Below are 20,218 nucleotides of genomic sequence, written 5' to 3'. Positions count from 1 at the left end.
CCACTCCTTTTCTTTCGGTGGAGCAAGCTCCGGTGAAAGAAAAAGCGTTCGACTTGCATGTATTAGGCACGCCGCCAGCGTTCGTCCTGAGCCAGGATCAAACTCTCATAATAAAAGTGTTTGCACAATCTTGCGATTGTTAGCTCATTAATTGTTTGCTAGCTTTTGCTTGCAATGTTTATTTTGTCCTTGACTATCAAGGACGCCCTACACATTGGTTCGTTTGCTTTGTTCAGTTTTCAAAGGTCTACATGTTGCGATTCAGCCTCTTAAAAAGAAGTAAATCTGTTGTTTCAGCAACTTTTATATCTTATCAGTTTTGCAGCTGATTGTCAACAACTTTTCAAAAAGTTTTTTTAGAAAAGTTTGTATTTTTAATTGACACAAAAGTTGTGAAACTCGCTGTAAAACATCGGAATCTTCTTGCTTGAAAAGCAATCAGAAGCTCTTGTCCTAAGCGACTTTGTTAGTCTATCACGGGAGCATGAACCCGTCAAGATAATTTTGTGAAAAAAATGAAGTTTTTGCAGATTTTTTTTATTTTCCTATAAGAGTGATTTTTTTCTTCCTTTTCACAATAAAAAAGTAGATATTTTAACTTCTGTTCTTACGGTAAACTTAGCACTTTTAAACTTTTTCCTAAAGCGGATGGTTGAATTTCTTCTATTCTTGATTATTTGCTAAAATGAATAAAACAGAATAATTGGAGGATCCACTAATGAAGATTTTAGTAGCAGATGATGATAAAGAAATTGTTGAGTTACTGAGTATTTATATCCACAACGAAGGTTATGAAGTTGTCAAAGCTTATGATGGAAAAGAAGCTCTATCGAAAATTCGCACGGATCAGGATATTGAATTGTTGATTTTAGATATCATGATGCCGGAAATGGACGGGATGCAGGTTGTAAAAGAGCTGCGGAAGGAATCGCAAATTCCAATCATTATGTTGACTGCTAAAACGACTGACATGGATAAAATTAAAGGCTTGGTAGCTGGTGCAGATGATTATGTAACCAAGCCATTTAATCCACTAGAGGTTATGGCCCGGGTCAAATCTTTGATGCGCCGCACGCAAATGCAAGTGACAGCAGATGAGCCAGATGTTTTAGAAATTAATTCATTAATCATTAACCGTGATTCCCACGAAGTGAAAACAGTCGATGGCAAAGATATTCAATTAACTGCCTTAGAATTTGGGATTTTGTATCTGTTGGCCAGCCATCCTAATCGGGTCTTTAGCGCCGATGAGATTTTTGAGCGGGTTTGGAAACAAGAGAGTATTGTTTCTGCGAAAACAGTTATGGTCCATGTTAGTCATTTACGGGACAAAATTGAAGAAGCTACCAACGGCGAAAAAATAATTCAAACTGTTTGGGGTGTTGGTTATAAGATCGATGCAAGATAGCCGCGTGAAGCAAAATGAAAAACGCAAGCGGATTACGCTGACTTCTAAGGAAATCAGTGAATTATTGGCAGAGGTCATTATTACAATTGTCCTTTTGCTACTATTAAATGTAGCAATTATGGTCATCTTATCGGCGGTCATCGAAAACTCTCCTAATTTGGAGGGAGCTGTCTGGGGCACGAAGAATGTTTTTATGGAACAATTAAACTCGGACATTTTTTACAGCGGCCGCAATTTTATTTTTCCAGTCTTTGCGATTATTGATGCGATTATTGTATACTGGCGCTTGATTCGTCGCTATCGGCAGATGCAGATGCGCCATGTTATCAGTGAGCTGCATTATATTGCCAACGGAAATTATGATCACCGAATTCCTTTTGAATTGAAGGGGGATTTAAGCAAAGTTATCTTGAGTATTAATGCACTGGTGGATAGTACGGCGGCGGCTATTGAAGATGAGCGGGAAATTGAAAAATCTAAAGACGAATTGATTACCAATGTCAGCCATGATATCCGGACACCACTGACTTCGATTATTGGTTATCTGGGATTAATCGAGGACCAGCAGTATCATAGCGAAGAGGATTTGAAAAAATACGCCCACATCGCTTACACGAAAGCTAAACAGATGAAATATTTGGTGGACGACCTCTTTGAATACACGCGGGTTCGTCAGCCTTCTGTGCCGGTGAATTATACAAGCTTTGATATGATCCAGCTTATTGAGCAATTAGCGGTTGATTTTGAATTGGAGGCCGATAAAAAAGGCATTGCCATCAATGTCATTTCTAATACTGAGCATCTGATGATGGATGGCGACACGGATAAACTAGTGCGGGTCTTTAACAATTTGCTGACCAATGCCTTAAAATACGGCAAAGGGGCCAATCAAGTTGTGATTGAAGCCCTTGAACAGCCCAATGAAGTCGTGATTACCGTTAAAAATAATGGCACACCGATTCCTAAAGAGTCGTTGAATCAACTCTTTGACCGCTTCTATCGGGTGGACGAATCCCGTTCCCAAGAAATCAGTGGCACAGGTCTGGGCTTGGCAATTTCGCAAAATATTGTTGGACTCCACGGCGGTTATATTTACGCTCAGTCCAATGACAAATGGACTTCCTTCATTATTCACCTGCCTAAAAAACAACAGGGTCAAAAATTGAAGAATCCTAAAACTCGAAATTGACAAGCTAGTGGGAATTCACTATACTAAACGTAATATATGACTGGAAAACTAGTACTTTATTTTCTGTTTTTAGAGAGTTGGCGGCAGGTGCGAGCCAATAGCAGGAGTAAAGGAATCCATTTTCTAAGTGTCACTGACGAAAACAATGAGTAAGTCAGCTCGGTTAACAACCGTTATTTTGTTTCAAGGGCAGCTACGGCTGAACTTGGGTGGTACCGCGATTACAGCTATTTCGTCCCAAGATTTATGGGATGGAGTGGCTTTTTTTTATTTTACAGAGGAGGAATGGAAATGTTAGATGTAAAAGTTTTACGGCAGAATTTTACAGAAGTTGCTGAAAAATTAAAAACCCGTGGAGTGAAGGAAGAAGTCTTAGTCAAGTTTATGGAGTTGGATGAAGTTCGGCGGAAAAAATTAGTTGTCGTAGAAGAGCTGAAAAAACAACGAAACCAAGTATCTGAGGAAATTGCCCAATTAAAGCGGGCCAAAGAAGATGCTACTGAAAAAATTGCCGCTATGAAAACGGTCGGCGCTGAAATTAAAACACTTGATACGGAAATTGCGGAAATTGATGAAGCCATCACCGGCATTGCGACAACCTTGCCAAACTTACCCCATGCCGATGTGCCAGTGGGGGAAAGTGAAGATGATAATGTTGAAATTCGCCGCTGGAGTGAAGCCCGCAAATTTGATTTTGAACCAAAGCCCCACTGGGAAATTGCGGAGGATTTGGGAATTCTTGACTTTGAACGGGGCGCTAAAGTGTCTGGCAGCCGCTTTGTTTATTACAAAGGCTTAGGCGCCCGCTTAGAACGGGCTTTGTACAATTTTATGTTGGATGAGCACGTCTATGAGCAGGGCTATACTGAAATGATGACTCCTTATATTGTCAACAGCCAATCAATGTTTGGTACCGGCCAATTTCCGAAGTTTAAAGAAGATGTCTTCCAACTGGCTGAAACAGATTTGACTTTGATTCCGACAGCGGAAGTCCCTTTGACCAATTATTTTGCCAATGAAATTTTGGATGAAGCGCAATTGCCGGTTTATTTCACCGCTTTGAGCCCATCTTTCCGTTCTGAAGCTGGTAGTGCCGGCAGAGATACCCGCGGGCTGATTCGCCTGCACCAATTTAATAAGGTTGAAATGGTTAAATTCAGCACCCCGGAACATTCTTATGAAGAATTAGAAAAAATGACCAATGACGCCGAAGTTCTTCTGCAAAAATTGGGCTTACCTTATCGAGTAATTATTTTAAGCACTGGCGACATGGGCTTTAGTGCTGCTAAGACCTATGATTTGGAAGTCTGGATTCCCGCCCAAGATATGTATCGGGAAATTAGTTCTTGCTCTAATACTGAAGACTTTCAGGCTCGCCGGGCGATGATTCGCTATCGTGATGCCGATAATAAAGTGAATTACCTGCATACTTTAAACGGCTCAGGCTTAGCTGTCGGTCGGACCGTCGCAGCTGTTTTAGAAAATTATCAAAATGCTGACGGCTCTGTTACGATTCCAGAAGCCTTAGTGCCTTACATGGGCGGCGTGACTGTCATTAAAAAAGACGCATAAAGAGAAACTCAACTGGCCCAGAGCTATTACAGGTCCTTTTCCAGTTGAGTTTTTGTTTTATTCTAAAATAAAGTAAAAGCCAATCCCCAGCGGAATCGTTTCATCCTGCAGATTTCCTTGAAAGGATTCTGCACCACCGCCCTGCATGTGATCCGTATTATTTCCATAAAAGAAATAATATTTTTGGTCCAGCTCTAAAGGGCCTTCTTCTAAATACCACGTGGTGGCTAGCTGATCATCCGTTGCGAATCCCAATTCGCTAAATTGTTTTTCAAAGTTCATGGTAGCACCCCCCACCTGCAAATTCATTAGGAGGGTCTGGGCATCCCGCAAAATACCAAATTTCATAGTGCCACTCAATACGCCATTCATGTCAGGGACACCATGGAAAACTTGTTCCGAATAACTCAATTCACCGTGGTCATATGTCTCAATAAAAAAACTAATTCTTTTAGCATCTGTATTAAACTGAATATCATAGCTTTGATTAAATAAGAGACTGGCAACTCCTAAGTCACCTTCCTGCAAGCGGGCGTGATTGTCCTGTAAACCACTGATTTGGTGTTCGCCAAAGGGCGGATAATTATAACGCTGTAAAAAAAACAGCGCTGGCAAGATTACCACAACAATTAAAACACCCAGCGTGATGCCTAGAGTCCGCCAGAAATTTTTTTTGCGGGATTGCTTGATTAATTTGTTAAATTCTTGATCTTGTAGGTTCATCCCAATTCCTCCATTAACTGTCTGAGTTTTTTTCGGCTGCGGTACAAGGCCGTTTTTATACTTTCCGGTGGGCGATTTAAAATAAAGGCCATCTCCTGCAGGCTGAGTCCCTCATGATATTTTAAAATCAGCAGATTGGCACTGGCTAAATCCAACTGGTTTAAGGCCGTTTCTAATTCTTCATTAGGCAGCGGCATTTCAGAATAAAATTCTTCATTGAAGTGCAGCTGTAAAATTTCCCGCCGACGTTTTGTCTGCCGGTAAAGATTGAAATACAGGTTCAGGGCGACTCGATAAAACCATGGACGGATTTTTTCCGGGGGAATCACGGCCTCCACCTCCAGCATCTTGACCACTGTTTCTTGCGTGACATCTTTGGCATCTTCAACCTCAGCACCGATTTTTATTAAATAACCAGTTACCTCCTGCAACAATTGGAAAATGATATCCTCATAGCCCCCAAGCTTCATCCTCACCCCACCCTTCATCTATATAACAAGTGAACTGTAAAAAAGTGAACACTCTAAATTGAAATTTTTTCTAATAGTTTAAGTATAGCAAAGAAGTTCTGACTGATTTGCGGAAAAAACAGCGAAAAAGCTGCCGCAAATATTTCAGACCCCGCTGAAATTATCGCCTGATACTAAGTAGCATTTCCCTCTATAATAGACTTATCAAGAAAAAAAGAGGAGGAATGTCCATGAAATGGTATCAATTACCTGGACAAGAAATTATTGAGAATTTACATACAGCTGCAGGCGGTTTAACCCCGGCAGAGCGCAAGGAGCGTTTAGAAAAAGCTGGCCCTAATAAAATGGCGGAAAAAAAGCAGCTGAAAACGTGGCAAAAAATTCTGAAGCATTTTACAGATTTGCTGATGATTGTTTTGATGGTCGCCGCAATTTTAAAATTTGCCACCGGCGATTATGTTGAAGCTAGTATTATTTTACTGGTGGTCATCGTGAACGGTCTTGTCAGCTACTGGCAAGAGCGTAAGGCGGAAGAATCTTTGGACGGTTTAAAGCAGATGATGGGGCAAGAAGCCGTGATTTTAATGGCTGGCGTGAAACAGACGGTCCCGACAGAAGATTTGGTTCAAGGAGACATCGTCACCTTGAAGGCCGGTGATGTGGTGCCGGCCGACCTGCGTTTACTAGAGAGCCATGACTTATTGATTGAAGAATCCATTTTAACTGGTGAATCAGAGGCGGCGGAAAAGGATGTCGCCTCGCTGACCGACACCTTACCAGCTGGCGACCAGAAAAACATGGCCTTTACAGGTACTTTAGTTCAAGCTGGTTCCGCTTTAGGAATTGTCGTGGAAACTGGTGATACAACGGAGATTGGTAAAATCAATCAAGCTTTGCAATCAGTCCAGCAGCAAACGACACCCCTCGTTAAAAAAATGCACCAGTTGAATCAAAATATTTTCAAAGGGATTATCGCCCTGATTGTCTTTTTGATTTTCTTTACAACCTTCCGCTATGGCATGGACTGGCAGCTGATGTTTTCTGCGATGATTGCGTTGATTGTTGCGATGATTCCTGAAGGTTTGCCGGCTGTCCTTACGATGATTTTGTCGATGGGTGTCAAGGAGATGGCCAATGAAAATGCCATCATTAAGAGTATGCCCTCGGTGGAAACTTTGGGCTCGATGACGGTCATTGCCTCAGATAAGACCGGTACTTTGACGAAAAATGAAATGACGGTTGTGGAAACCGCCACACAAGATGATACATTGATGCTGGAAATTATGAATAATACTCAAGAGTTAAAACTTTCTGACCAGCAAAATGCTGCTGACTTAAAAGGGAACCCCACTGAATTAGCCCTGCTTCATTATGTTGAAAAGCACGGCGAAGAACTTAGTTTAAAAACACAAACCAGTAAAATCCCCTTTAGTTCCAGCTATAAATATATGGCGACTTTGCATGCTGAAGCCGAGCACTCGCTGATTTTTGTCAAGGGTGCGCCAGAAGTCTTGCTGAACAAAACCAATTTAACGACTGCTGAAAAGCAGGCTTGGCAAAATCAAGCAACACAATTTGCTAAAAAAGGCCAACGGGTTTTAGGCTTTGCCTTTAAACAAGTTGCCCCAAAAACTGAACTCAGTCATGAAGATTTAACAGACTTAGACTTTGTCGGTTTAGCCGGCATTATTGACCCGCCAAAGGAAAGTGCAATTCAGGCGGTCAAAGAAAGTCAGGCGGCGGGAATTGCCGTCAAGATGATTACCGGAGACCATAAGGATACAGCTCGAGCGATTGGGAAAGAAATTGGCCTGCGCCACACGGATAAAGTTTTGCAGGGCATTGAAATCGACAATCTAAGTGATCAAGAATTGGCTCAACAGGTAAAAAAGGTCGATGTCTTTGCTCGGACAACTCCAGAGCATAAGTTGCGGATTGTGACAGCTTTACAAAATAATGGCGAAATTGTCGGCATGACCGGCGACGGCGTCAATGACGCGCCGGCTTTAAAGAAAGCGGACATCGGAATTGCCATGGGTATTAAAGGTAGCGAGGTCAGCAAGCAAGCAGCTGATATGGTCTTAGCTGATGATAATTTTCACACCATTGCTAAGGCTGTTAAAGAAGGCCGCCGCATTTTTGACAATTTGAAGAAGACCATTAACTTCTTCTTACCAACCGCCTTAGCCCAAGGGTTGATTGTTATCATCGCCCTTTTACTAAATCAGCCTTTACCTTTAAGTCCGATTCAAATTTTATGGGTCAACATGGTCACGACAATTACCCTTTCCTATGCGCTAGGCTTTGAAAAAGCCAGCCAAGATACCATGCAACGGCCACCTCGCCCTGTCAATGAAGGCATTCTATCTGGTTACAGTCTATATAGAATCATCTATGTGTCTCTACTAATCATGCTGCCAGCTTACTTTTTAGCCATGCAATTTGACAGCCAGCTGCTGCAACAGACTATTTTATTACAAAATATTGTCGTCGCACAGGCCGTTTACATGATTAACTGTCGTGAGCTGACGGAGCCTTCAATTAATAAAGGCTTGTTCCAGAACAAACCGCTGTTTATCTCTCTAGCAATTTTAGTGGTGCTGCAAAGTGCCGTCCTTTACCTGCCATTTATGCAGCAATGGATGGGAACAACTGCCTTGAGCGGCGGCCAACAATTAATTATTTTGGCCAATGTTGCCTTACTCTTTTTGATTGTTGAAATCGAAAAAGGACTGACTAAACGGATTACCCGCCGTCAGTCCCAAACCTCAAGTGATCTGAATTAAGTTTTATAAATAGTGCTGCCAAGTGAGCTCGGTTAACTGCCGCAGCTCATTTTTGGTTGGCAGACTGGAAATATAAATGACTTCGACTGCTAAAGGTGCCAAAGGAAAATTAGAAACAACGATGTCGTTCTCATTAAATTTCAGCTCAGTCAGCTGAGAAATTTCAACACTGACTAATTTCACCCGCCGACCAAAAGCATCTGCTAATTCCTGCTGTAAAAAAGCTTTCCACGCCGGCTCCCCTTGGAAAATAAAGTAAAGGGTCATCACTTGTGGCCGAGCGGCAAACACAGCCTGCTGTTCCAATAAGGAAATCAGATTTAATAAATACAACGGATTATCTAAATGAACCACTGAATCAATCAGCGCCAACAGCTTTTGATCGCTGGCAGCATGTTCTTTTCGTTCTGCAAGCAGTTCTTGATACTCCAATTGGAATTGTTCCGACAGCCAGGTGGATTCATTATACTTCAAGAGTAGTAACAGCAGATTTTCGGTTAACTGTGTCTCTTGAAAATCCAATTGCTGACGCTGGGCAATTTCACTGGCTAACTGTTCTGCCACTTTGGACAATTTAGGATAAGCCTGAGTTAAGTCCAGCGCTGCACCGAAGCTATTGTTATAATTCCAGCTTTCTAAAAAGCAGAAAAAGGCAAAAAAGCGCTCCGCCTCCTGCAAATAAATACCCTCTAGCTGATACAAAGCCGCTAACGAAGTTTGATATTGTTGATACAAAAAATCTGCTTGATTGAACTTGAATTCGTCAATCGGGCAATTGGCCTTGACCCGAATCGTATTGATAAAGAACCAGCAGACACCAAAAATCTGCTCCGTATCAACAGCCAGAGGCGAGCGATTGAGCTTTTTTAAATAATCAAAATAATGCTCCTTATGAATACTGTACTCTTCAAAAAAATAATTATTATGGGTGAAGGGTAACAAAAGCCGGTGGAAGAAAATCCGCACGGCGCTTTCGTTTCCGATTAGCTCAGCAGTTTTAGCTGAGACTTTGATTTTAATCTCATAGGGCTTTAATTGCCGATTGATTTTACTTGTATGGCGTTTCAAAGTTTCCAAGGAGACGCCGTTTTCAGCCAAAAATTTACTGGTGGCCAGCTCCTTTTCAAAGAAGAGAGCTTTAATCAATTGAATGCTGATGGATTGGGGCAAAAACAAATCCCACAGCTGATTGGCTAGCTGATTTTCCGTTAAGATCAGCTGAATACCTTGACTGTCAGCGGAAATTTGCCAGCCTGCTGGCAGCTGCTCACGAATCAGCTGCAAATCAGAAAAAACCGTTCGTTCAGTGGTCTTCAACTGCTGAGCGATTTCCTTGGCGGTTATTTGCGGATGATTCAGCAATAATTCCAAGAGGGAAATCTGGCGCCACAAATCTTTTTCGGTAATCATTTTTTTCAGCATGGAATACATAACACAATCACCCCTTCTCAAATAGAATAAGGGTAATTGACAGAGGGGTCAATTGGGAAGGTTGCTAGGAATTATTTTAAGTGACATCCGCTCTTTTGCAAAAAAAATCAAAAAGATTTCATTTTCCGCTTGACTTAGAGTCCAGTTCAAGTTGTATTCTATGGCAGTCATAAGGAAAGGAGCTTTTTTATGTTATTAGAAAAAATTATCACGACTATCCAAGAACCCAGCGATTTAAAAAAATTAACTCAAACTGAATTGGCAGCTCTTGTGGTGGAAGCCCGGACTGCGCTATTAGAAAAAATCAGCAGCCACGGCGGGCATAACGGTCCGAACTTAGGCGTGGTTGAAATGACTGTCGCCCTACATTATGTTTTTGATTCACCAACAGATAAATTTATCTTTGATGTTTCCCATCAATCTTACATCCATAAAATGCTGACGGGACGCAGCCAAGCCTTTACCGATGCGGCTCACTATGATGATGTTTCCGGCTACACCAATCCAAAAGAAAGCGAGCACGACCTCTTTACTGTCGGACATACCTCGACTTCTTTGTCTTTAGCAAACGGTGTGGCGAAGGCTCGGGATTTGAAAAAAGAAACCAGCAATGTCGTCGCTGTGATTGGCGATGGCTCCCTTTCTGGTGGTTTGGCCTATGAAGGGCTGAATAATATTGTTGAACAAGGCACCAACACAATTGTCATCGTCAATGATAATGACCAATCCATTGCCGATAATTTTGGCGGCCTTTACAAAAATCTCCGGGATTTAAGAAATTCCAACGGCCAAGCTAAAGATAATTTCTTTAAAGCATTAGGCTTCGATTATTATTATTTAGAAAATGGCAATGATTTAGCTGCATTGATTGCTTTATTTGAAGAAGTCAAAGACAGCCAACATCCAATATTGCTGCACATTCACACAGTGAAGGGCAAAGGCTTCGCTTATGCCGAAGCCAATCGGGAAAAATTTCACGCCGGCGGTCCTTTTAGTTTAGAAACCGGCGAATACTTAGCTGCCGCAAGCAGTGAAGCAACTTACAGCAGCGTGACGACAGACTTTCTCTTAGAAAAAATGGCGGCAGATCCAACCGTTGTCGCCATCAATGCCGGTACGCCGATGCTTTTATTCAACCAAGCACAACGCTTGCAGGCGGGCAAGCAATTTGTCGATGTCGGCATTGCTGAAGAACAAGCCGCAACCATGACAGCTGGTCTTGCGAAAAATGGCGCCAAACCAGTTTGGGCAGTTTATTCAACCTTTATGCAGCGGAGCTTTGACCAAATCTCCCATGATTTGGCCCTAAATGATTTACCGGGAACGATTTTAGTTTACGGGGCATCTGCTAGTGCTATGAATGATGAAAGTCATCTGGGCTTTTTCGATATTCCTTTTCTAAGCCATATTCCAAACCTGGTCTATCTAGCACCAACCAATAAGGAAGAATATTTGTCGATGCTGGACTGGTCCATCGAACAAACCGGACATCCCGTAGCTATTCGTGTACCGGTCGGCCCGTTGGTAGAAATCGGTGCACCTGACACAACCGATTACGGACAACTCTATAAAAATCAAATCTCACAGGTGGGGGCGCAAGTTGCCTTGATTGGTGTCGGCAATTTTTATGGATTAGCCGCAGCTGTCGCTCAAAAGCTGGCAGAAACTGCAGCAATCCATGCCACCATCATCAATCCTAAATTTATTTCAGGTCTTGATCAGCTATTACTGAACAGCTTGAAGCAAACTCATCAATTAGTTGTGACCCTTGAAGACGGCCTTTTAGATGGCGGCTATGGTCAAACTGTCGCCGGCTTCTTCGGTAATTCTGATTTGAAGGTGCAAACTTATGGTCTTAAAAAAGCTTTTCATGACCGTTATAATCCAGCAGAACTATTGGCAGAAAACGGCTTAACCGTTGACAATATTGTTCAAAATATTTTAGCTGCTTTATAAGCTCTGGATAAACTAATAAAAGACATCAGCGAGCCGGCTGCTTTTAGGACAGTCTGCTCATTGATGTCTTTTTTGTAATTCATTTCTAGTTCTTACTAATCTGCTAAAACTCATGGAGGACTTCTTGTTTTTGTAAAATCCGCAGGCCCCCCATCGCCAAGGCCTCTAACTCATTTTCACCGGGTTCAAGGCTGACTGGCGCAATAAAATCAATTCTTTTCGTTAAGTCCGCTGTCACGTATGCCGAATATGCCAAGCCGCCGGTTAAAACAATTTGATCAACGCGACCTGCCACTAGCGTTGCCAAGCTAGCAATTCCTTTAGCCAGTTGATAAATCATCGCATCATAAATTACTTTTTCTTGAGGTGAATCGGCAATCCGGGCTTCAATTTTTCTAGCATCATTGGTGTCAAAATACGATACCAAGCCGCCTTGTCGTTTGTAAAAGGTCAGCATTTCTTTTTTTGAATACTGATAGCACCAATTGATGACTTGGTGAATCGGCAGGCCACCGGTCCGTTCTACCGCCATCGGTCCCTCGTCATCAGAAATCAAATCGGCAATTTCACCATTTACGTGAATTGAAGTTGTCGTACCGCTCCCCATATGCACGACAATCAAAGTTTGCTTGTGATAATCCAAACCATTTTGCTGACAGTATTTGATTCCGCTAGCTCGGGAATTTAAAATATGACCCAAACTTTTGCGCTCCATTCCCTTTAAACCAGAAACACGGGAAATCGGCCACATCTGATCGACAGAAACACAGTCATAAACTAACGGCAGCGCCTGACCTTCTTCTGCCAATTGATAAGCCAGTACAGCACCTAAATTAGACACATGTTGGTTGATAGTCTCATAGAGCAGATAGTCCATCATTTTTTCAGTGACTAAGTAGCCGCCTGCCTTGACTGGAGGCAGGGCACCACCCCGACCAACCACCGCATCCAAATCAGTCAGCTGAATATGCTGCTTTTCTAAAATTTGATGAATGGTCGCCAGCCGAAACGGCAGCTGCTGAGGAATGGTTTCAAATTGATTGACTGTCGCCAAGTCATGAAGGATTTCATCAGAAAAGAGCAATTTATCATGGTCATAGACGGCCACTTTGGTGGATGTTGCCCCGGGATTAATTGCTAAAATCTTTTTTGCCACAGACTTCCCCTCCTCGACTTTTTTCACCCTTTGTCTCAATAAACTTCATAAGCAGTAATAAAACGAATGCCCCCGCTGCCAGCAATAAAATGACTAAAAACAGATAAAACGTTCCATAATTTGCTTCAACCTGTACAGCCAGACTAGGGCCAATCAGCGCTGAAAAAACTAAATTAAACGTCGCTAAGCTATAATTAGCAGCGTAAAATTTTGAGCCGTAATACTGGCTGATAAAAGCCGCCGTGATTGCCGAGCCGCTTCCGTAGCTCAGCCCTAGGAAAATTAAGCCTAAGATAATTAAAGCTGCCTGACCTGAGTAGCTGCCGCCAGCTAGACAAAAGCCGCCAACCGCTAAAAACAAACTTCCTAAAAGCATTGTTCTGCTTCTTTTTAGCCGGTCATAGAGATAACCGAAAGTTAATTTGCCAATGCCGCTGAAGGCTGGCATCAATAACCCAATCGTCCCCCTCAAGTTAACCGCCAGCGCAATATTGGCAGCATCGTTAATCACCATTAAACCGGCTGCCGACACTAGAGTTACCCAGATAAAATATAAACCAAATAAGGGCTGCTTGAGCATTTGTTTCGGTGCCAGACCTGTCGCCAGTCTGGCTTCAGCTGGTGTAGTCAGAGCGTCACGTAAAAAAATGACGCCGATTAGGCCATTGATCAGAATCCAAATACTTAGCGCACGAAAAGTCGGCAGCACACCGAAAGCGGCAATTAATTTTTCGCAAGCACTGCCCAAAAAGACACTGCCAATACCAAAACCCATCAATAGCACGCCGGAAGCCAGACCTTGTTTTTCTTTAAATTTCTGGCTGACATTGGCAATCACACTGTTAAAGGCCAGACCAATTCCAAGACCACCCAAGACGCCGTAGCAAACGTACAGCAGATACAACGGCGGAATCGAAAGAGTATCCGCCAGCGAAATCAGCCAAAACCCACCGCTGATAAGCAGGGCCGAGCCGGCTAAAACTTTTTTTATTTTTTTTCTCAGCAGGCCGTTTAAAAAACCGCCGATGCAAAAGAAAATCATCGAAAGTGTGAAGACCAGCGCCAGCTGTCCCTGACTCCAAGCATTGCCAAAATAGTGATTCAGTGGTCGACTGAAAATCGACCAGCTGTAAATCAGTCCCAGATTAAATAGAACAAAGATGCCCGCTATTAATTCAATCCATCGATTCGAAGTCTTCATGACAGCCCTCCTTTATAAAGCAGCCAGAAAAAGCGAATTTTCCTTTTCTTCAGCAGCTGCCGCCCGGGAGGTCAGCACAATCGGTACTTCAGCGCCTAAGATGATGCCAGCCATTTTGGCCCCACCTAAAGAGGTCAGCGCCTTTCCCAATAAATTGCCGGCAGTCAAATCCGGCACCACCAGCAAGTCCGCCTGTCCCGCCACCGCACTTTGATATTTTTTCTTTGTTACTGCGGTTGGATTCACGGCTAAATCTAAAGAAAGCGGACCGTCTATTAAAACATCGGGAGTTTCTTGCAACGCTGCTTTGACCGCTGCTGCTGCCAGTGAGGCTGGAATTTTCGGCTGCACAACCTCAGCTGGCGCTAAGATGGCTGCTCGGCAAGGGGCGTAACCTAATTTTTTTAAAAAACCGAGAGCCGTCTTAGTCAATTGAATCTTTTCAGCAATGGTTGGCACCGGCAGCATTCCGCTATCCGTTAAAAAAAGTAGTTTAGGATAATAGGGACTTTCTAAAACGGCCAAATGGGAAAGTAATGCTGCTTTTTTAATGCCTGCTTCTGCAACAACAGACTGCAATAATTTTCCTGTCGCAATCTGGTCCTTCATCAATAAATTGATTTGACCAGCTTTTACTAACTCCACAGCTTTTGCAGCCGCTTCTTCCGGAGTATCAACATAGACTACTTGCAAATTTCCCAAACCCGGATGCCTTTTTATTAAGGCATCCACCGGCTCTCTTTGACCAATCAAAAAAATATTTAGCGGTCTGTGTCGGCGATAGTTTAAAATACTCGCCAGTGCCCCATCACTTTCAGCCCCGACGACCCCAACAGTTTGAATCTGATTTGAAAGAGGCTCCCGCTGCCGCAATTCTTCAAAGGAGTGAATAACCATAAGCTGCTCCTTTCTAACCTATTAAACTTTTTAAGCTAATAAGTTTCCCTCGCTAACGGGTAGGCAATCCGCGAAATATTTAGCAGATGATCGTAGCGTAAATTTTCAGAAATAATATTTTTCCCCCATGAGCCACAGCCTAAAGATGGTGTTGGATTTAAGCCGTTGCCGGGACCACCGGCTGCATCGATACTAGGTTGATTGACAATGATGCGGCAAACCGGCATCGCCAAACCTAATTGTAAAATTTTATCATCATCGTGACTGTAAATTGCAACACTGTGGCCTTTACCAGCCACCTTCAAGTTGGCTTGGCAAATTTCTAAAGCATCGGCAAACTCCCGATATGGAATCGCCGCTAAGACCGGACACATTTTTTCTTGGCAGAGAACATCGGCTGCTCCAAATTCTTCAATTTGGACCACAATAATTTCGGCCTCATCCTTAATCGGTACCCCCGCCAGTTCACCAATAAATTGTGGGCTTTGTCCAACCACTGCAGGATTTAGCTGACCATCAATAAACAACGCACGGCGGATTTTTTCCACATCCGCAGGTTGATCAAAATAGACGGCGGTTCTTTTTTCAAACTCTTGGCGCAATTCCGCCTGCCGTTTTTCTGGATAAATAATCGTCTGGGCGCAAGCACAAATCAGCCCGTTGTCAAAGGAACGGCTGATGATACTCAGCTCAACGGCAGCCGCCACATCAAAATCTTCTGTCAAAATCCCTTGGGTGTTCCCCGGCCCCACACCGTAAGAGGGAATGCCGCTCGTGTAAGCGGCATGAACTAAACCAGGGCCGCCGGTTGCCACATTCATATCTGACTTGCTCATCAATTCTTGAGTTAATTCCTGAGATGGTTCTTCGATAATTTGAATTAAATCCTTCGGTGCGCCGATAGCGGCAATCGCTTCTCGCATTAATTCTACGGTATGAATAGTCGTGGCCTTCGCTCGTGGATGAGGCGAGATAATAATCGCATTGCGTCCTTTCAAGGAAACCACTGTATTACCGACAGAGGTCACCGTTGGATTCGTCGTTGGCGTCACCGATCCGATGACACCGACCGGGTGGGCAATTTCCACAAGTCCCAGCTCAGGCAGACGATTGATGACACCGACCGATTTTTTGCCTTTTAAAAATGTCGGCAAATTGGTGCCCGCCACTGTATTTTTACCAATTTTATGATCTAGGCGGCCCATCTTCGTTTCAGCCACCGCTTCTTTTGCTAGCATTTCCGCATTGGCGATAATCGTTTCAGAAATTGCAGCGATTAACGCATCCGTCTGCTCTTGCGTGTAATGAATAATTTCCGCCATCGCCTGTTTGGCCTGCAAAATTTTTTGATCAATCATACGACTCCCTCCTTATTTTTCGTAAATTTTTTCCAACACGTCCATAAACATTTCATAAGAGACCGGTGCCGGATTCATATCATTGCTAGGTTCTTCCATAGCAGCTTTTGCGATAATATCAAAATCAGCCCGCTGAATGCCCGTCGTGTTCAAAGCTGGAATATTTAATTCCACATTTAATTCTTCTAAGGCTTTGACGACATCTTCTGCCTGGCAATCAGCACCTAGCCCCATTGCCACACCAACTTTTTGATATTTCTCAGCGGCAAAGCGGGCATTGTATTTAACGGTTTCTGCTAAGGCCATGGCGTTAGCTAAGCCGTAGGGAACATTAAAATGAGCCCCTAATGGATGAGCAATCGAGTGGGCAATTCCTAAAATTGCCACGTTGAAGGCCATCCCTGCCAGCGTACTACCCATTAGAACCCGGGAACGGGCAGTCAAATTTTGACCATCCTTGACCGCTGTTGGTAGATTTTGATAGATTAATTCAATCGCTTTTAATGAATGAATTTCCGTAAATGGATTGGCTAAAGTCGAAACATAGGATTCAATCGCATGGGTTAAGGCATCGCAACCAGTTGAAGCTGTCACTTGCGGCGGCAAGCCCACCGTCAGCTGAGGATCTAAAATCGCAACAGTCGGTGTTGTATACTTGCCGGAAATCACCATTTTCTTTTTCCGTTTTGTGCAGGTTACTACCGAAACGCTTGTCACTTCACTGCCAGTCCCAGCCGCCGTTTCAATCGCAATCAGCGGCACCGTCGGATTAGGCACTTGATCAATGCCTTCGTATTGTTGAATCGGTGCTTCATTTGTTAACAGCACATTGATTGCTTTGGCACTGTCAATCGAACTGCCGCCGCCAATTGCAACAATCACATCAATTTGTTTTCCTTTAAATTCATTTGCAGCTGCTTCAATTGAATTATCTGTCGGATTGGCAATCACTTGATCAAACTGATAAATCGTCAAGCCCTCTGCAATCAAGCGACCAAAAATAGTATCAATCAGTCCCGTACTTTTAATTCCTTGGTCATAGATTGCCAGCACACTTTTTGCTTGCAGCTTTTCTAGCTCAGCAGATAATTCTAAGACAGCCCCTTCGCCAAAAATAATAGATGTCGGTGCACTAAATCGAATCATTTTAACCCCTCCTATTCTTTACTATTAGTTTAAATGAAAACGCTATCCATTTATTGTAAAAAACGGCAATTTTTTCTACATATTCGATTGACTGTTATTTTTTAATGTCTTATAGTTAAGGTGAAGACCGTCTTGACCCCATTGAATTGCAACAGATAAAGGAGGTTATTCTGTTGAAGAAGGATTTTTTGACGCTCTCGCAGCCCTTTCACTCCAAGATATTTACCCACCGGGCCTCTTATTGGAAAATCTTTGACTACCCTACCCAGCAGGAGAAATTAAATTATATTTTATTTGAAGATTATCACGTAGGGAAAAAAGATATCCAAATTGAGTTATTACCGGACCTGATTGAAACCCTTTGCCTCGAACTGCCGCCAACTGGAAAACAACTAAATCTGATTTTTTTTGGCAAACATACCATCTCAAGAACGGTTACTTATCAAGCCAACCATCGTTACCTCGCACTTCGTTTTAACCCTTTAGGCAGTGTTAAATTCCATAGCTTTGACAGCGATACTAAAAACAAAATGTTTTCTTTGAATAAATACCTCGACCAAGAGCTAATTGATGAGCTGATTCCGCTGTTTGATTCGCCTCTAGACCAACAGGCAGAAGCCGTCATCACTCTATTACAACCGACTTTTTATTATTCCTGCCCGACATTAATTTACGATTTCATCGACTACGCTGTTTCCCAGACCGCCTCATTAAAATCGGCTTCTGAAAAATTTAATTATTCAGCTCGACAAATTCGCAATATTTTTCAAGATACTTTAGGCGTTTCCAGTAAAGAAATTATTCAAGTGCTGCGTTTTTGGCGCGCCATCAATTTAATTGAAGAGGAAAATCTCCAGACTACAAAAGACCTCGCTGGTAAGCTGGACTTTTTCGATGATTCTCATTTCATTCGTACATTTACCAAATATGCCAACGTCTCACCGACTTCCTATATTAAAAAGAAACGCCATGCCCTTGCCCATTAGTAAAAATGGGCTGCTCTTTATAAAAAAATTAAAAAAAGCTTACGGCAAAAGCTCCTCGACAACTGACTGTCTGAGGAAGCTTATGCTGCAAGCTTTTTGTTTACCGTTTAGGACTCAATTGAATAATTTGGTGCTTCTTTGGTAATTTGAACATCATGAGGATGCGATTCCTTCAAGCCGTTGCCGCTCATTTGGATAAATTGGGCATCTTCTCGTAATTCTTTTAAGTTCGCTGCTCCAACGTAACCCATACCAGAACGCAGGCCGCCAATCATTTGGAAAATAATATCGGAGACGCTGCCTTTATAGGCAACTCGCCCTTCAATTCCTTCTGGAACAAGTTTATTGGCTTCATTGACGCCGCCTTGGAAGTAGCGGTCGCTAGAACCTTTTTCCATTGCGCCAAGAGAACCCATGCCCCGATAAGTTTTGAAACGACGACCTTGATAAATTTCAAATTCACCTGGGGATTCATCCGTACCGGCCAACATGCTGCCTAGCATCACGGCATGACCCCCAGCTGCTAAAGCTTTAGCAATATCACCAGAGAATTTAATACCCCCATCGGCAATAATCGCTTTGCCATATTGACGAGCCACTGAGGCCGCATCATAAATTGCTGTTAATTGAGGAACACCAACACCCGCAACTACCCGAGTGGTACAAATCGAACCCGGTCCAATCCCAACTTTGACTACATCGACACCGACATCATATAACGCCTTGGTGCCTTCAGCTGTGGCAACATTGCCGGCAATTAAAGTTGCTTTCGGGAAAGTTTTACGAATCTCAGCGATTTTGCGAATCACGCCAGCGCTGTGACCATGAGCTGTGTCAATTACGATTGCATCAGCTCCGGCATCTAATAAAGCCTCCGCCCGCTCAAAAGTATCGCTAGTCACACCGACTGCTGCGGCCACTAATAAACGACCGTGTTCATCTTTAGCTGCGTTAGGAAATTCGATGACTTTTTCAATATCTTTGATGGTAATCAAACCGCTTAATGCGCCGTCATTATCGACGATTGGTAATTTTTCAATTTTATGCTGTTGTAAAATTTTCTCAGCGTCTTTTAAAGAAGTGCCGACAGGAGCTGTGACTAAATCATCTTTAGTCATCACGTCATTGATGGGAATTTGATAATCAGTTACAAAACGTAGATCACGGTTAGTTAAAATACCGACAAGTTTGCGATTTTCCATTGTTTCAACAATCGGCACACCGCTGATGCGATAGCGACTCATTAAATGTTCTGCATCTGCAACTAAATGGCTTGGAGTTAAGAAGAAAGGATCGATGATAACGCCGCTTTCAGAGCGTTTAACTTTGCGAACTTCATCCGCTTGTTCGGCGATGCTCATATTTTTATGAACAACCCCTAAACCGCCTTGGCGGGCCATGGCAATCGCCATTTTGCTGTCCGTCACGGTATCCATACTGGCACTGATGATAGGGATGTTTAATTTGATATTCTGCGCTAATTGCACTTCCATATTGACATCATTTGGCAAGACGTGGCTCTCAGCTGGAATAAGTAGAACATCATCGAAGGTTAAGCCTTTTTTAGCAAATTTTGATTCCCAGTTTGACATGATTGTGAACCTCTCCCTATTAATTTTTTAACAAAAAACATATCAGCTTTTTAAAGTCTTGTCAAGAAAGCCGATAAAACTTTCATGAAAATCTAGGACTATTTTTAGAAATCATGGGGAAAAGGTTTAATATTCGCAAAATTAGTTTCTATGAGTCTCTGTCCTTTCTCCACAATACTCTATATCACATCTTGAGTATAAGTTGAGGTGAATGAAGCTGGTAGAAACTGAAGTTACCCAGCACCTAGGAGTAAAAATCTCTACAGCTATTGGTAGTCACAGCTTTCCAACAGATGTAGAGGTTAGTATCAACTATTCAGATTGACTTTTTTGGTGAATCAAGATTA

The 20,218-nt window shown here is 42.8% G+C and carries 15 protein-coding genes, 1 rRNA gene and 1 other annotated feature; of the genes, 6 read left to right on the top strand and 10 right to left on the bottom strand.

The window, feature by feature from the left end:
* A 16S ribosomal RNA gene (locus tag ORH16_RS14475) occupies positions 1-113 on the bottom strand; the annotation flags it as partial.
* Positions 114-718: 605 nt separating this feature from the next.
* Here ORH16_RS14475 and ORH16_RS14470 point away from each other — a divergent pair.
* The 3 genes from ORH16_RS14470 to serS all read left to right on the top strand — a co-directional run bounded on the left by ORH16_RS14470 (position 719) and on the right by serS (position 4,169).
* Positions 719-1,408, top strand: a complete 690-nt coding sequence (locus ORH16_RS14470) for a response regulator transcription factor (protein WP_265459560.1) — start codon at positions 719-721, stop codon at positions 1,406-1,408.
* Entirely contained in the window at positions 1,398-2,597 is a 1,200-nt protein-coding gene (locus ORH16_RS14465; protein WP_265459559.1) for a sensor histidine kinase, read from the top strand. The genes ORH16_RS14470 and ORH16_RS14465 overlap by 11 nt, the downstream gene beginning before the upstream one ends.
* Before the next feature lie 33 nt (positions 2,598-2,630).
* Positions 2,631-2,840, top strand: a binding site (T-box leader).
* 48 nt (positions 2,841-2,888) lie between these two features.
* A complete protein-coding gene (gene serS / locus ORH16_RS14460; RefSeq protein WP_265459558.1) occupies positions 2,889-4,169 on the top strand; it encodes a serine--tRNA ligase in 1,281 nt (426 codons plus the stop codon).
* Between the two features lie 57 nt (positions 4,170-4,226).
* Here serS and ORH16_RS14455 read toward each other — a convergent pair whose 3' ends face one another.
* Positions 4,227-4,892: a hypothetical protein gene (locus ORH16_RS14455; RefSeq protein WP_265459557.1), complete on the bottom strand. Its 666-nt coding sequence runs from the start codon at positions 4,890-4,892 to the stop codon at positions 4,227-4,229.
* On the bottom strand, positions 4,889-5,362 hold the full coding sequence (locus tag ORH16_RS14450) for an RNA polymerase sigma factor (protein ID WP_265459556.1): 474 nt from the start codon (positions 5,360-5,362) through the stop codon (positions 4,889-4,891). Before ORH16_RS14450 ends, ORH16_RS14455 begins: the two co-directional genes overlap by 4 nt.
* Before the next feature lie 230 nt (positions 5,363-5,592).
* Here ORH16_RS14450 and ORH16_RS14445 point away from each other — a divergent pair, with 230 nt between their 5' ends.
* Positions 5,593-8,148 (top strand): HAD-IC family P-type ATPase, encoded by a 2,556-nt coding sequence (locus ORH16_RS14445; RefSeq protein WP_265459555.1) that lies wholly within the window; start codon positions 5,593-5,595, stop codon positions 8,146-8,148.
* 3 nt (positions 8,149-8,151) lie between these two features.
* Here the strand turns inward: ORH16_RS14445 and ORH16_RS14440 are convergent, their stop codons facing one another.
* On the bottom strand, positions 8,152-9,579 hold the full coding sequence (locus ORH16_RS14440; RefSeq protein ID WP_416207865.1) for a helix-turn-helix domain-containing protein: 1,428 nt from the start codon (positions 9,577-9,579) through the stop codon (positions 8,152-8,154).
* Positions 9,580-9,768: 189 nt separating this feature from the next.
* On the opposite strand from ORH16_RS14440, the gene ORH16_RS14435 reads away from it, so the two are divergent.
* Positions 9,769-11,535 carry a 1-deoxy-D-xylulose-5-phosphate synthase gene (locus ORH16_RS14435; protein ID WP_265459554.1) on the top strand — a complete coding sequence of 589 codons (1,767 nt, stop codon included), beginning with the start codon at positions 9,769-9,771 and terminating at the stop codon, positions 11,533-11,535.
* 103 nt (positions 11,536-11,638) lie between these two features.
* On the opposite strand, the gene buk is transcribed toward ORH16_RS14435, so the two are convergent.
* Genes buk through ORH16_RS14410 form a run of 5 tightly spaced genes read right to left on the bottom strand, consistent with a single transcriptional unit; the run spans position 11,639 to position 17,293 of the window.
* Entirely contained in the window at positions 11,639-12,691 is a 1,053-nt protein-coding gene (gene buk, locus ORH16_RS14430; RefSeq protein ID WP_265459553.1) for a butyrate kinase, read from the bottom strand.
* A complete protein-coding gene (locus tag ORH16_RS14425) occupies positions 12,666-13,892 on the bottom strand; it encodes an MFS transporter (protein WP_265459552.1) in 1,227 nt (408 codons plus the stop codon). Before ORH16_RS14425 ends, buk begins: the two co-directional genes overlap by 26 nt.
* 12 nt (positions 13,893-13,904) lie before the next feature.
* Positions 13,905-14,789 (bottom strand): phosphate acyltransferase, encoded by an 885-nt coding sequence (locus tag ORH16_RS14420; RefSeq protein WP_265459551.1) that lies wholly within the window; start codon positions 14,787-14,789, stop codon positions 13,905-13,907.
* Between the two features lie 35 nt (positions 14,790-14,824).
* Complete coding sequence (locus ORH16_RS14415) at positions 14,825-16,147, bottom strand: aldehyde dehydrogenase family protein (protein WP_265459550.1); 1,323 nt, start codon at positions 16,145-16,147, stop codon at positions 14,825-14,827.
* A gap of 12 nt (positions 16,148-16,159) precedes the next feature.
* Positions 16,160-17,293 (bottom strand): iron-containing alcohol dehydrogenase family protein, encoded by a 1,134-nt coding sequence (locus ORH16_RS14410; protein WP_265459549.1) that lies wholly within the window; start codon positions 17,291-17,293, stop codon positions 16,160-16,162.
* Positions 17,294-17,466: 173 nt separating this feature from the next.
* Between ORH16_RS14410 and ORH16_RS14405 the strand changes: the two genes are divergently transcribed.
* Complete coding sequence (locus ORH16_RS14405; protein ID WP_265459548.1) at positions 17,467-18,279, top strand: helix-turn-helix domain-containing protein; 813 nt, start codon at positions 17,467-17,469, stop codon at positions 18,277-18,279.
* Positions 18,280-18,386: 107 nt separating this feature from the next.
* On the opposite strand, the gene guaB is transcribed toward ORH16_RS14405, so the two are convergent.
* Complete coding sequence (gene guaB / locus ORH16_RS14400; protein ID WP_265459547.1) at positions 18,387-19,871, bottom strand: IMP dehydrogenase; 1,485 nt, start codon at positions 19,869-19,871, stop codon at positions 18,387-18,389.
* Positions 19,872-20,218 lie beyond the last annotated feature (347 nt).

This window comes from Enterococcus sp. HY326 (assembly GCF_026157065.1).
Classification (GTDB): domain Bacteria; phylum Bacillota; class Bacilli; order Lactobacillales; family Enterococcaceae; genus HY326.
Note: the sequence above shows the minus strand (reverse complement) of the source record. Positions and strands in the feature narration are given on the sequence as shown.

Bases quoted from the DNA above. Each gene is read 5' to 3' on its own strand.
- ORH16_RS14470 (WP_265459560.1), top strand. From the start codon at position 719: ATGAAGATTTTAGTAGCAGATGATGATAAAGAAATTGTTGAGTTACTG.
- ORH16_RS14415 (WP_265459550.1), bottom strand. From the start codon at position 16,147: ATGATTGATCAAAAAATTTTGCAGGCCAAACAGGCGATGGCGGAAATT.
- serS (WP_265459558.1), top strand. From the start codon at position 2,889: ATGTTAGATGTAAAAGTTTTACGGCAGAATTTTACAGAAGTTGCTGAA.
- ORH16_RS14440 (WP_416207865.1), bottom strand. From the start codon at position 9,579: ATGTATTCCATGCTGAAAAAAATGATTACCGAAAAAGATTTGTGGCGC.
- ORH16_RS14450 (WP_265459556.1), bottom strand. From the start codon at position 5,362: ATGAAGCTTGGGGGCTATGAGGATATCATTTTCCAATTGTTGCAGGAG.
- ORH16_RS14455 (WP_265459557.1), bottom strand. From the start codon at position 4,892: ATGAACCTACAAGATCAAGAATTTAACAAATTAATCAAGCAATCCCGC.
- ORH16_RS14435 (WP_265459554.1), top strand. From the start codon at position 9,769: ATGTTATTAGAAAAAATTATCACGACTATCCAAGAACCCAGCGATTTA.
- ORH16_RS14410 (WP_265459549.1), bottom strand. From the start codon at position 17,293: ATGATTCGATTTAGTGCACCGACATCTATTATTTTTGGCGAAGGGGCT.
- ORH16_RS14425 (WP_265459552.1), bottom strand. From the start codon at position 13,892: ATGAAGACTTCGAATCGATGGATTGAATTAATAGCGGGCATCTTTGTT.
- ORH16_RS14445 (WP_265459555.1), top strand. From the start codon at position 5,593: ATGAAATGGTATCAATTACCTGGACAAGAAATTATTGAGAATTTACAT.
- ORH16_RS14465 (WP_265459559.1), top strand. From the start codon at position 1,398: ATGCAAGATAGCCGCGTGAAGCAAAATGAAAAACGCAAGCGGATTACG.
- guaB (WP_265459547.1), bottom strand. From the start codon at position 19,871: ATGTCAAACTGGGAATCAAAATTTGCTAAAAAAGGCTTAACCTTCGAT.
- ORH16_RS14420 (WP_265459551.1), bottom strand. From the start codon at position 14,789: ATGGTTATTCACTCCTTTGAAGAATTGCGGCAGCGGGAGCCTCTTTCA.